The organism is Parageobacillus sp. NEAU-HV-2, assembly GCF_059115485.1.
Window position 1 is genome coordinate 170,436 of sequence record NZ_JBXUJJ010000003.1, and the last position, 11,750, is coordinate 182,185.

Below are 11,750 nucleotides of genomic sequence, written 5' to 3' on the forward strand. Positions count from 1 at the left end.
AAGAGGCTGTTGTCGATGCAGCAGACGATGACGTATAGAGAGAAAATCGTTCAATTACTACATATTTTTCTTCCCGTATTCATCACCCAAGTCGGCCAATATGCAATGAATTTTGCCGATGTCACTATGTCAGGTCATGCCAGTTCCAAAGATTTGGCGGGAGTCGCGATTGGATCCAGCTTATGGGTTCCGGTGTTTACCGGAATGAGCGGCATTTTGCTGGCGCTAACTCCCATCGTTTCCCAGCATCTTGGAGCGAAGCGGCATGAACAAATTCCCCATGCGGTTATCCAAGCGATGTATTTAGCGGGTGTGATCGCACTTTTTATCATTGCCATAGGCGCCATCCTTTTGCACCCGATTTTGGACCATATGAACCTAGACAACAAGGTGCGGCACGTCGCTTTCCACTATTTAATGGCCCTTTCCGTTGGCATCGTCCCGCTCTTTCTTTACTATGTTTTGCGCTGCTTTATCGATGCGCTCGGGCAGACGAAAATTACGATGTTTATCACCTTAACGGCGCTGCCAATCAATATTTTGTTCAACTACTTGCTTATTTACGGCCAATGCGGATTTCCAAAGCTCGGCGGCGTCGGTACCGGCTATGCAACCGCCATTACCTACTGGTATTGCTTTTTTATCGCCGTTATGATTGTCCAAAAATTTCATCGTTTTGCCCGCTACCGCCTGTTTACGCGTTTTTATCCTCTCTCTTTAGCTGCGTGGAAAGAGCTCTTGAAAATTGGCATGCCGATTGGTTTTGCGATTTTTTTTGAAACGAGCATTTTTGCCGCCGTTACGTTGCTGATGAGCGAATTTAGTACGACGACGATCGCTGCCCATCAAAGCGCTATGAATTTTGCTTCGTTTCTATATATGATCCCGCTCAGCATTTCGACCGCTTTGACCATTGCCGTCGGCTTCGAGGTCGGGGCGAATCGCTATCAAGATGCGAAGCAATACAGCTATCTTGGCATCGGCATGGCGGTAGCGACGGCAGTCGTAACATCGCTTTTGCTTTATTTTTTCCGTGCCGATATCGCCCGTATTTATACGAATGAGCCTGATGTTTTGGCGCTGACGGCACAATTTTTATTGTATGCGATTTTCTTCCAGTTTTCCGATGCAGTTGCCGCTCCCATCCAAGGAGCGCTTCGCGGCTACAAAGATGTTAATGCCACGTTTTGGGCCGCCTTCGTCGCCTACTGGGGAATTGGGCTTCCGCTCGGTTACACGCTCGCCAACTTTACTTCTCTAGGAGCGTTTGGCTACTGGATTGGGCTGATTTCCGGGCTTGCTGCTGGCGCGATATTTCTCTTTTTCCGCCTCCTTTCTATCCAGCGCCGCTACGGATGCAAAAACGAACAAGGCTGACATACATTCAAGATGTCAGCCTTCTTTCTTTAACGCTGCTTTTTCGTATACGGTCGATTTTCCCTTTTTCTAGTTCCCGTTCCTAAAAGTATGTATATGCGCGGTCAACGCTTCATTCCTTCCTTTCGTCCATCTGTTGTAAATAACCAAGCGGGAAAGGTGACGAATGAGTTCCTCTTTCACTTCCCCTTTCACTGCAATTTCTTCAATGAAAATACTCAAGTTACATGTATATCATTTAACTTTCTTGCTATCTAAAAATATTGGGAAGAAGCTGTACTTTAGCCTCTTCCCATTTGTCGATGTGACTAGTTAACCATTAGCACCATGTTGCTCCGACAATGATGAGCAAGATGAACAAGACGACAATAAGCACGAAGCTAGAACCACGGCCATAGCCGTAGCCGCCGTAGCCATAGCCGCCCCAAGGGCCGCCGCCCCAGCCGAATAAGCCAAATGGCATCATTCTTCACCTCCTTGTGCAAAATCACTGGTTTTTAGTACCCCCAGCCACCAATACACGCACATCCGACAATAATCAACAAGATGAACAAGACAACGACTAACGCAAATCCGCCGCCGTAAGCTGCACCCATTTGAAAGCACCTCCTTCACTTTTGTACTAGTAGACTATTCAACTGGCGGTTAAATGGTTAGATGTTTTTATAAAAATGGGTATTTGCCAAGCCGCTAGGAAAACAAAAAAACGGACTGGTTTTTCCAATCCGTTTTTACACTCCGAGTGAATTTCGTTTCATCAGCTTGTCATGCCACCATTGCATTCGTTTTGTTTTAGCGAAAGAAAAAATGATGAGCGCCCCCCAAATGCAGCTAAACGCATACACATGCGCCTTCGTAAACGCTTCATGGAACAAAAACACACCGAGTAGTAAGCTTATCGTCGGTGCGATATATTGCAAGAAACCTAGCATCGTTAGGGAAATTCGTCTTGCCCCTTTTGCAAAATATAGAAGCGGGATCGCGGTTGCTGGACCAGCCCCAAGCAGCAATACCCCTTGCCAAATTGTCACCGATGACAGCAAAGAAGGGGCATCGTTATACAGAAGTAGAAGATAAATAAAGGAAATTGGTGTCACCGCCATCGTCTCGAGCGTCAAACCAATGGCAGCATCGAAGCTTGTCAGTTTTTTTACCAGTCCGTAAAATCCGAACGAAAAGGCAAGCGACAGCGCAACCCATGGGAATGTACCGTATTGAAAGGTCATGATACAGACTCCGAGGCAGGCGAGCGCAAAAGAAATCCACTGCCATACGTTAAGCCGCTCTTTTAACACGATCATCCCCAATACAACGCTCACGAGCGGGTTAATATAATAGCCTAAACTTGTCTCGACAATATGACCATGATTGACCGCCCATATGTATATAAACCAGTTTGCGCTGATTAAAATGGCAGCTGCGCTGATTCCCCCCACTAATTTTGGCTGCCTGCAAATGGCGAACAGTTGATGGTGCCACGCTTTCAGCTGCCGGGTAGCCCACAGCAGTCCAATCATAAACAGAAACGACCAGATGATGCGATGCGCTAAAATTTCCAGAGCCGGGCGAACTTCTAACAGTTTCCAATATAACGGCAGTACGCCCCATAACAAATACGAAAACGCCGTATAGATGATTCCAATTTTTTCTTCGTGCGATTGACTCACTTGCTCTATCTCCTTTTACTTTTATTGCTTTCGTTTCATTATAACCCCATCTTATGTTTCCTTCCAAGAAAAAACGCCTGTAAAGAGCAGGCGTTTTTCCTATTATCTAATTGCCGCTAACACGATGATCAGCAAAATAAACAGCACGACGATTAAAGCAAAGGAAAAGCCGTAGCGATATCCTCCGTATCCGCAGCCATAGTAATGCGGCACGTATCCGCCATAGCCCCACATCGTCCTCTCCCCCCTTTCCTCAATAAATTACACACGCACAACCGACAATAATTAATAAAATAAACAGTACAACAATAATCGTATGACCTCTGTCGAATATGCCGCTCACGGCGGGCACCTCCTTTGTCTGTTCACCGCCATTATATGCATTCGCCCACTCCCACGGTCGGGCCATCGCCCAATTTCACGAAAAAAGATGGGCAGAAGCGTTGCCCATCTTTATAAAAAAACCTTAACCGCTTGGAAAAAGGCGGTTAAGGGATCTTGTCCGGTTCGATATGGACATGTGTCATTTCAATGTTATGGCGTTTTTTCATCAAACGTTCCACTTCGTCGGCAATTTTGTGGCTTTTGACTACAGTTAAATGCGGATCGACATGGATCGTTACTTCCAAAACGATGTCATTTCCCAGCATTCTCGCTTTTATATCGGCAACATCTTTCACTCCATCAATAGCGGCAATTTCATGCTTGTATACCGTCAACATTTGTTCGTCAAATCCATCGGTTAATGTATGGGATGTTTCCATAAATACTTCCCAGGCCGTTTTGCAAATAATTCCTCCGATGATCGCCGCAACCAGCGGGTCCAGCCATAGAAGCTTGAATTGCGCGCCTGCGATGCCGACGACCGTTCCAATGCTGACAAGCGCATCGGACAAGTTGTCTTTTGCGACGGCGGCAAGCGCCTGGCTATTGGTTCGCTTCGCCAGCCGCTTATTAAAAGAATAGACAAATAGCATCACAAAAGCGGAGGCAACGGCAACAAGCATAGCAAGCAATTCCGGCGCGCTTTCCCTCTTTTCCGGCCGGAACAGCGCCGCTGCTCCTTCCGCCATAACATCGATGCCGATGGACATCATCATAAACGCCGCAATTAAAGAAGAAATATTTTCCGCCCGCGAATGGCCGTATGGATGATTGTGGTCGCGTGGCTTTTTCGCAATTTTCATCCCGATATAAACGGCAGCGGAAGCAATGATGTCGCTCAAATTATTCCACCCGTCCGCTTTTACCCCATCGGAATGGGCAATGGAACCAACAAGCAGTTTGCTGACGGCTAAGGCTATGTAGACAACGATGCTAATGAAAGCTCCCGCTTCTGCGTTACCTTTTCTTTCCACACACTTCACCAACCTAGTTATCATTTCTGCATTTATCAGTGTACCAGCAAAAAATCGTGTAAGTCTACAGCAAGAAAGTTGACTAGCGGAAGGAGTATAGAGACAGGCAAATTTTTTCCGACTCAGATAACTTTTTTGAATAAAGGCAAATTGCTGTAAAACTTCGTACGGTAAAGAAAAGCAAAAAATCATCGCCTTTTACGGTTTTCTCCATTTGCATACCAACCAAGAATAGGAAAACGAATTGCAGAAAAAAATTCCAGCATATTGACATAACGTATTCGTCGGCTAGTCAGCCCACTGCCGCGCAACCCCTATTTCTCATTACGGCCAATATGTCCTTGCCGATATTAAAAATGATCGAAACCTGCCGACAAATGACGAAACAATATGGCGATCAGCTCGGTTATTGTGTATTTTCTTATCAAAAATAGTCATTGGTACAGACGTGTCCATCTTCCCCTACGTACACTGTGAGTGTAACATTTACAAAGGAGGGGGATAAATGTCGCCGCATTGGTACCATGTTTGTTGCCGCTACCGCGGTCGAGTTGTACGGATCCATGATAAATTTGGAAACGTCCATGTAGGACGGATCACCCATGTCACTCCAACCCACGTTTATATTGCGCCGGTCGGCCCACGCAACCTCGGCGGATTTGGCTACGCCTTCGCCGGCTGGGGATGGGGGTGGGGATGGGGGTGGGGATGGGGTGCTAGAATCGCCCTCGCTGCCATCGTCGCCATCGCTTTAATCGGTTTGTTTTGGTAATAATATATAAAAAATGGATTGCTTTCAAAGAAGCAATCCATTTCAGCTTGTCGACAAAGTCGACAAGCTGAGGCTCTAACTTTGTGGATATATCCACAAAGTTAGAGCTTCTATCTATATGTCAAGTTTAAACACAAGACCACGTTTCTCAAATCCCATATGTTTTTCCCAAAAATGATGGGCCCGATGTCGGGCTAAACCTGAATAAAGAATAATCTTTTTACATTTTTGCTCTATAGCAAATTCTTTTAAATGGTTCATCATTACTTTTCCATAACCCTTCGATCGTTCTAAGGATGATGTTACAAGTTCAGAAATCCATAAATGTCGTCCATTTGACAAATCCGTTCGAATTGCAACGATGGCAACCGTAACAATTTTCTTCTCTATTTTTAGAGAAAAAAGGCGATATCCATCGTTTATCATTTCTTGAATGTAATCCAGGTACTCAATTTGGCTTAATTCCGGGCAAAAATCTGTAATCACAGGATATGATGCTAGAAATTCATTTTTAGTTTTCAACTCCAAAAATTCCATACCTTCTGTCCCCCCCTCAATAAAAAAAGAACTTAGCTTCTTACAAGAGACGTTGGAGTGTGAACTTTTTCTTCTGACTTTGCTTCTTTTCTTGCATTTATCTTTGATTTAACTCCACATAATCCAAATGCATTACTTATTCCAATTTCCGCACTACCATCTACTCCATTCTTTTTTCCTTCTTGATTAGAGATATTTAATTTCGTTACTTGAGAAAAACCATCATCAATTACAGCCAACAAATCAAACACTATTTTTTGATTTAGATAAATAGTTATTGGTAAAATTTCTTTTGTTTCAGACACATCTTATCTTCCCCAAATTGTATTTTATGCCCTCGCTTTATATTCCGAATCATCTGCTAAATTAATCATTTGCAAGTTAAATTTTACCATCTTAAGAATAATAAGAAAAGTAATACATCTGAATTTAATAATTAGAAAATTTAGATTTTAAATCTGCATTGAGGCAAAAATAACCCACTTGCCATATGCCTGAATAAATGTGAATGAACTCTTTTTTTATTTCTTAACGTTGATTCCGTGCAGCCTTCAAGTTTTTTTACTTTTAATACAAAATTTCGGGCATCGTCAATAGTGAAAGGTTTGTCAGAATGTTTGTTCGTATATTTTTTCGTTTTTGTTTTGGCCAAAATAAAAACACCTCCTTCCATGTTTTACAACATGAAAGAAGGCATTTTTTGGTCTTAGTTATATCTTACCTTTTGTATCGCCCTTTTACATCTTTCTAACAATGCGAAAATATTCTTCAAGCGTTATGTTTCTTTCAAATATGACTTTCGCCGCTTTTTTGCCGACATAACGAAGATGCCATGGTTCATACTGGTATCCGGTCACCGCTTCTTTTCCTTTCGGATAGCGGATAATAAAACCATATTCATGGGCATGTTGAGCCACCCATTTCCCTTCCTTCGTTTCTCCAAACGCTGTTGTCAACGCATAGCCGACCGACGGACTTGTAATATCCATTGCCAATCCGGTCTGATGCTCGCTTTGCCCCGGCAGCGCAACGGCTTGAACAGCTTTTTCTCTTCCTTTTTCTTTGACTTCTTCCGTAAAGATCGCTTGTTGCCGCTCATAGGAGCGATATCCGGATGCGGCTACCAGCTCGATTCCCTCTTTGCGTGCCGCGGCAAATAACGCTTCCAATGCGGCTGCCGCTTCCGCCCGCATATACCGTTTGTCTACATTTTTTTCCGCAAAAGAAAACGGCACGCGCGGCACAACTAAATCATTCGGCTTATACGTCGCGGGAAGCGATTGTTCCTTATTGACAAGCGCCAGTATATTGTCTGGGTTCATAATGACTTTCATGCCATTATGCACTTCGACAATATTCCAATATTTCGCTTCCAGCCATAATTCCGGATCGGTTGGTTCCTCTGTCTTCGGCGCGTTTTTATTTTCGTTCGTCGGCGGCGCCTCTATGTTTTCAACCGTTTCCTTCCCGCTATTATTCTTGTTTTGCGGATGGGATGCATCATTTTCTCCTGCATTCGGCAAATTTTTTTCCTGTCCGTCAGGCGCACCGTTTGGCTGGCTGCACCCGCTGAAAAAAACAAGTGATAAAACGATTATTGCTCGACATAGCTGTTTCATCATTTCACCTTTTCTTCCTAATCAATATACGGCAAATACCGTCCTTCCCTTTTCGCAAGAAAATCGCGGCAACGACGAAGCGGGTGCCGCACATCGGCAAAGGACGGCATCTTTAGGCGATTCATGCTTCAGCGCGAATCGCTGTTTCCAACGCCACTTCAATCATTTCATTAAATGTCGTTTGCCGTTCTTGTGCTGTCGTTTCTTCCCCTGTCAAAATGTGGTCACTGACCGTTAATACCGACAGCGCTCTACGGCCGAATTTTGCCGCCAACGTATATAAGGCCGCCGTTTCCATTTCGACCGCCAACACGCCGTAGCGTGCCCACGTCTCCCAATTCGGCTCATCATTATAAAACATATCGGCGGTAAACACATTGCCCACCTTTAAGGCAAGCCCTTTTTCGACACCGACTTCATACGCCGTACGTAACAGTTCAAAATTCGCCGTCGGTGCATAATCGCGTCCGCGGAAAATCAAGCGGTTCATATTCGAGTCCGTGGACGCGCTCATCGCTAAAATGACATCGCGAACGTTCACGTCTTTTTGAATCGCTCCGCACGTTCCGACACGAATTAATGTTTGCACATCATAGCTTTGAATCAGTTCATTGACATAAATAGAAATAGAAGGAACTCCCATTCCCGTTCCTTGTACAGAAATACGGTGCCCTTTATATGTACCGGTAAACCCAAGCATGCCGCGCACACGGTTGTAGCATACCGCCCCTTCTAAAAATGTTTCTGCGATATATTGCGCGCGAAGCGGGTCGCCCGGAAGCAAAATTTTATCGGCAATTTCCCCATGTTTTGCCTCGATATGTACGCTCAATGTATATACCTCCTATTCGCCTTTTCAGCGCCGCATTTTATACCTTTCTTATCATACCATATATTTGTTGAAAATGGCAGTAATCATTATATGTAAAAAATAATTGTGATGGGCATACTGTGTATGCACCTTCCCCCATTTTGGTTTCACCAACGATCGGACAAGGAGGGACATACGAATGAAAAAGAAGCTCGAACAAGCTGTCGAATACGCAAACAAAACAAATCCGTCTTCTCGCTCCAACAACCAGCCGTCCACGTCGAAAAAAGAAAAAACAAAGTTTTAAAAAGGGAGAGCCTTTCTCCCTTTTTAAGACGTTTTTGAATGATAATCATTATGGTCACGGCGGCGCGCTAAATATTTCTCGTTAATATACAGTACTTTTTTATCTTTGCTACGCGTATACTTTTTCTCCCGCCCCTTCTGTTTCCGAATAAGCCAGCAGCCGAGCAGGTAGATAGGAAGGACAAGTTCCAGCGCTCCGATAAACACATACAAAAACTGCCGGGTAGATGCCATCGTAGACAAATGGAGTTCTATATTGCTTAATTTATAATAAGAAACGGCGACCATAAACCCGGCAACAAGTACATTGATCACATGCAGGAAAAGTACGTCTTTCCAACGAAAAAACATTCTTTCTATTTGTTCCTTTACCAATAACAAAACAGCAATAGAGCTTACGCAAAGCAACATGGAAATAAAAAGTGCGGCCATCCTCGATTCCCCTTCCCCTTCACGCTTTACCGTAAAAATTTCCCATCAATGAACCGCTTTTTGCTGCGCAAACTAACAGTGACCATATCGAACTTCTGCACGACGAAAGTCGGCAAGTTCTGGCGTACTAAAGAGCTTTTCCTATTCGTGTGTGCAGGCACTCGTTCTTGTTCCGTCAAGGATCATGGTAAACACTGGTGTTTAGCGCCCTTTGGACCAGTTCAGAACCGTTTTCCACTTCATCCGATGGCTCGAGTCACGGGGTGAAGTAGCTATATACTTTTGTAAACAAGGAGGAAACTGTTTATGGGTAAAAAACATCGCAACCGTATTAACGGACAAAAAAAGAATAACCATATTCCGAAGGAAGCACTAATCGCAGAGGATGCGGCACATGCGAAAGAATACTCTGCCACAGGAGGACGGAAAAACGGACCAGGGCATCATGACAACCCAGAGTCATAAATAAGGCTTCACTACGTAAAAAATCATAAATGGAAACCCTTGTGCAATAACAAGGGTTTTCATGTTGATGGGTCCACTTCATCAAAAGACAGTGTCACCACTTTTGTATACTCCCCGCGAGCCATTTCTTCTTTCGTCGCTTTTTCGTTCAGCTCTTCGTCGTCATCTATTCCCGGCGCTATTGTTGGGTAATCGTGCTCCTTCTTGTTGCGTTCCAAATAATCGTCCCCCCCTTTCCGTTATTATCCGTTTCCAAAATTCGCACAAACTATTCGACTTTTTTCTCCATTATACCATTATCTATTCTTCTTTGTGTAGAATTTTTTGAATTTTTAATCAGCAAACATGAAGGCGATTGATTTTTCTCCACCCTTCTGGACATAGCCTGTAGTACACTTGTCCCTTTATTCCTTCATCAATAAGTACAATATCTCCGGTACCCATAAAACGGGCATGATAATCTTCGGGCATTAAATCCGCTACGTTAAACATACGATAAAGATAGGACAATGCTTCATGGTGGCTTGATGCTTTCACCGTCAGCCTATATACTTGCCGATATCCTTTTGTTTGGCCAAAATGCGGCGTCTGAAAAATGGTGACATCATAAGCGCGATGGACATGAAGCATTTTTTTCATCAATAAACGTACCATCGTTCCACTCTCCTTTTGCCAGACAAATGTTAGTATTTATTCCATAATATTTGTGATTAGCCATGTCGATTCCTTTAGCAAAATTGCTGTTGTTTTGTCGAATGGTATCATGAGTGTTGATGATCCATTTGTTGAAATTTCACAAAGCCGATATATCCGGCTAAAATAGCAGATGCGCCTGGCTTTTCTGCGTGCCGCATGCCCAGTCGGCAAGCACTGGCCTGCCGAAACATTGATTCTTGTTGGTCAATCAACACGCCTGAAATGGTATGCTGCTTTGGTCAGTACCGGTTCTGCTTTTTGGCAAACATCTTATTCCAAACTGTTAGGATTTGCTAGAGGCATGGATTGGCTGCGCCCGAATAAATGATGATCGAACGGAAAAAATGAAAATACAAGATGTGCTAGCAAAGGAGGAGAACTGAATTATCCAAATTCGCACGTTCCTGCAAATGATCCATCCAATCCAATACATCTATCGTTCTTTTTTATACCGCCATCACATCCCGATCGCTTCTTCACATCTTTTGCTCGACCTTGCTCGCCGCTGGGAAAATCCGCCGCCTTCGATCAGCCTCACCGATGAAGAGCGGCAAATCGTCAGCTCCATTCGCCAAAAAACGGCGAAATATAATCGCAATAATATTACGCGGACGGCAGCCTATTTTAATTTTTTTCAGGCTCATCCTGAAGTGCATTGGGCATTTTTGGCACATATCGTTTCACGAAACGGCGGATGGAATATGACCGATTTACGTGGAAGTGTCATTCCCCGCCTTCTTCCCGAAAAGCAGATCAACCCGTTCTTTTTATTTTTAGAAAGAGCAAATGCGCTTATTTTTCGTGACGCCTATCCGCAGCTTTTGCTGTATGAAGAAAGCAAACAAAAGAAAAAACCACTATTCCATTTGCTTCCTTGTTTTGCTGTATCATCCTTTATGAAGCCCTTTTGGGAATATTTTTGGGAAACGAAAGATGCGCCGGTCATCACCGTGGCGTTAATTATTAACGAACAGCAATATATTCAAAAGCGCGTCATCGAAAATCCATTTTTCCAAACGCACGTGCTTTCGACCATGCCGTTTATTGCTGAGCAATGGCTTGGCTTTAACGATGTGCTCATTCCTTATAAAGCGGGGCGCCGCGTTCGTCTTGCCGGCACAACTGTTCGCGATTTTGCCGATGTCCATCACCGCATTCATATCGGTAAAACGCTTTACAGTATGTTGTTTTTCGAAAAACGGCTCACAAAGCGGGCATATCAATTTGCCCGTGAAGTGGCCCATACCGGCTCGCGGGCAGACTTTTGGCCGCAATGTTTCTCCGCCGAAGCAACGGATTCGTCACGCATTTACAGCCCACGTTTAGAGGCGGTTTGGCCGGATATTTTTCATTCGTTTTCCGACCGCCGCGACTGGTTTACCGACAAAACGATTATTCAAATGATGGAAACCATTCCTGCCGTCAAACATAAAGATATAACCGCCAATTATATGCATAACGTGGAGATGATGCGAACAGCAGCAATCGCTGTCCAATAAAAAACGACGAGTGGCATTACTCGTCGTCTTCTATGTCCAGCTCCTCGTCAATAATGCATTTTTCCAGCAAATAATCAAACGTAATATCGGCCAGCTCCTCCAATTCCGTCTGCGTTGGCACAAAACCGCGGCGGATCAATTCATGATAAAAAAATTCAGCAATTTCCTCCGTATCAATGACCACTTCGATTTCCTTCACGACCTCTCGCCC

The 11,750-nt window shown here is 44.1% G+C and carries 19 protein-coding genes; 4 read left to right on the forward strand and 15 right to left on the reverse strand.

What is annotated here, in order from left to right:
- Window positions 1-15: 15 nt before the first annotated feature.
- Entirely contained in the window at window positions 16-1,377 is a 1,362-nt protein-coding gene (locus tag AC1WMD_RS07115; protein WP_494256475.1) for an MATE family efflux transporter, read from the forward strand.
- 319 nt (window positions 1,378-1,696) lie between these two features.
- Here AC1WMD_RS07115 and AC1WMD_RS07120 read toward each other — a convergent pair whose 3' ends face one another.
- The 6 genes from AC1WMD_RS07120 to AC1WMD_RS07145 all read right to left on the reverse strand — a co-directional run bounded on the left by AC1WMD_RS07120 (window position 1,697) and on the right by AC1WMD_RS07145 (window position 4,414).
- Complete coding sequence (locus AC1WMD_RS07120) at window positions 1,697-1,840, reverse strand: YjcZ family sporulation protein (protein WP_494256691.1); 144 nt, start codon at window positions 1,838-1,840, stop codon at window positions 1,697-1,699.
- Between the two features lie 34 nt (window positions 1,841-1,874).
- Entirely contained in the window at window positions 1,875-1,973 is a 99-nt protein-coding gene (locus AC1WMD_RS07125; protein ID WP_494256476.1) for a YjcZ family sporulation protein, read from the reverse strand.
- A gap of 135 nt (window positions 1,974-2,108) precedes the next feature.
- The gene (gene rarD, locus AC1WMD_RS07130; protein ID WP_494256477.1) at window positions 2,109-3,044 is read right to left on the reverse strand and encodes an EamA family transporter RarD; all 936 of its coding nucleotides are present in this window, start codon (window positions 3,042-3,044) and stop codon (window positions 2,109-2,111) included.
- A gap of 102 nt (window positions 3,045-3,146) precedes the next feature.
- Complete coding sequence (locus AC1WMD_RS07135) at window positions 3,147-3,278, reverse strand: YjcZ family sporulation protein (protein ID WP_088124164.1); 132 nt, start codon at window positions 3,276-3,278, stop codon at window positions 3,147-3,149.
- A 19-nt stretch (window positions 3,279-3,297) separates the two neighbouring features.
- Window positions 3,298-3,387, reverse strand: a complete 90-nt coding sequence (locus tag AC1WMD_RS07140) for a YjcZ family sporulation protein (protein WP_260676063.1) — start codon at window positions 3,385-3,387, stop codon at window positions 3,298-3,300.
- Window positions 3,388-3,532: 145 nt separating this feature from the next.
- On the reverse strand, window positions 3,533-4,414 hold the full coding sequence (locus AC1WMD_RS07145) for a cation diffusion facilitator family transporter (RefSeq protein ID WP_494256479.1): 882 nt from the start codon (window positions 4,412-4,414) through the stop codon (window positions 3,533-3,535).
- A gap of 493 nt (window positions 4,415-4,907) precedes the next feature.
- On the opposite strand from AC1WMD_RS07145, the gene AC1WMD_RS07150 reads away from it, so the two are divergent.
- Complete coding sequence (locus AC1WMD_RS07150; protein WP_494256480.1) at window positions 4,908-5,174, forward strand: hypothetical protein; 267 nt, start codon at window positions 4,908-4,910, stop codon at window positions 5,172-5,174.
- 114 nt (window positions 5,175-5,288) lie between these two features.
- Here the strand turns inward: AC1WMD_RS07150 and AC1WMD_RS07155 are convergent, their stop codons facing one another.
- The 6 genes from AC1WMD_RS07155 to AC1WMD_RS07180 all read right to left on the reverse strand — a co-directional run bounded on the left by AC1WMD_RS07155 (window position 5,289) and on the right by AC1WMD_RS07180 (window position 8,879).
- Window positions 5,289-5,711, reverse strand: a complete 423-nt coding sequence (locus tag AC1WMD_RS07155) for a GNAT family N-acetyltransferase (protein ID WP_043904946.1) — start codon at window positions 5,709-5,711, stop codon at window positions 5,289-5,291.
- A gap of 32 nt (window positions 5,712-5,743) precedes the next feature.
- Window positions 5,744-6,016 carry a DUF6414 family protein gene (locus tag AC1WMD_RS07160; RefSeq protein WP_043904947.1) on the reverse strand — a complete coding sequence of 91 codons (273 nt, stop codon included), beginning with the start codon at window positions 6,014-6,016 and terminating at the stop codon, window positions 5,744-5,746.
- Window positions 6,017-6,156: 140 nt separating this feature from the next.
- Window positions 6,157-6,363, reverse strand: a complete 207-nt coding sequence (locus AC1WMD_RS07165) for a hypothetical protein (RefSeq protein ID WP_043904948.1) — start codon at window positions 6,361-6,363, stop codon at window positions 6,157-6,159.
- Between the two features lie 85 nt (window positions 6,364-6,448).
- Window positions 6,449-7,330 carry a M15 family metallopeptidase gene (locus AC1WMD_RS07170; protein WP_494256693.1) on the reverse strand — a complete coding sequence of 294 codons (882 nt, stop codon included), beginning with the start codon at window positions 7,328-7,330 and terminating at the stop codon, window positions 6,449-6,451.
- A 121-nt stretch (window positions 7,331-7,451) separates the two neighbouring features.
- Complete coding sequence (deoD, locus tag AC1WMD_RS07175) at window positions 7,452-8,162, reverse strand: purine-nucleoside phosphorylase (RefSeq protein WP_494256482.1); 711 nt, start codon at window positions 8,160-8,162, stop codon at window positions 7,452-7,454.
- A 309-nt stretch (window positions 8,163-8,471) separates the two neighbouring features.
- Window positions 8,472-8,879, reverse strand: coding sequence for a hypothetical protein (locus tag AC1WMD_RS07180; RefSeq protein ID WP_043904950.1), 408 nt, complete (start codon window positions 8,877-8,879; stop codon window positions 8,472-8,474).
- A gap of 306 nt (window positions 8,880-9,185) precedes the next feature.
- Between AC1WMD_RS07180 and yoyE the strand changes: the two genes are divergently transcribed.
- Window positions 9,186-9,344 carry a protein YoyE gene (gene yoyE / locus AC1WMD_RS07185; protein WP_166909282.1) on the forward strand — a complete coding sequence of 53 codons (159 nt, stop codon included), beginning with the start codon at window positions 9,186-9,188 and terminating at the stop codon, window positions 9,342-9,344.
- Between the two features lie 59 nt (window positions 9,345-9,403).
- Here the strand turns inward: yoyE and AC1WMD_RS07190 are convergent, their stop codons facing one another.
- Together AC1WMD_RS07190 and AC1WMD_RS07195 are read right to left on the reverse strand one after the other, a co-directional pair.
- Complete coding sequence (locus AC1WMD_RS07190; RefSeq protein WP_494256483.1) at window positions 9,404-9,562, reverse strand: hypothetical protein; 159 nt, start codon at window positions 9,560-9,562, stop codon at window positions 9,404-9,406.
- A 118-nt stretch (window positions 9,563-9,680) separates the two neighbouring features.
- Window positions 9,681-9,998, reverse strand: a complete 318-nt coding sequence (locus AC1WMD_RS07195; protein WP_043904951.1) for a YodL domain-containing protein — start codon at window positions 9,996-9,998, stop codon at window positions 9,681-9,683.
- Between the two features lie 452 nt (window positions 9,999-10,450).
- Here AC1WMD_RS07195 and AC1WMD_RS07200 point away from each other — a divergent pair, with 452 nt between their 5' ends.
- Window positions 10,451-11,539, forward strand: coding sequence for a DUF2515 domain-containing protein (locus tag AC1WMD_RS07200; protein ID WP_494256485.1), 1,089 nt, complete (start codon window positions 10,451-10,453; stop codon window positions 11,537-11,539).
- Window positions 11,540-11,555: 16 nt separating this feature from the next.
- Here AC1WMD_RS07200 and AC1WMD_RS07205 read toward each other — a convergent pair whose 3' ends face one another.
- Entirely contained in the window at window positions 11,556-11,738 is a 183-nt protein-coding gene (locus tag AC1WMD_RS07205) for a YozD family protein (RefSeq protein WP_043904953.1), read from the reverse strand.
- Window positions 11,739-11,750 lie beyond the last annotated feature (12 nt).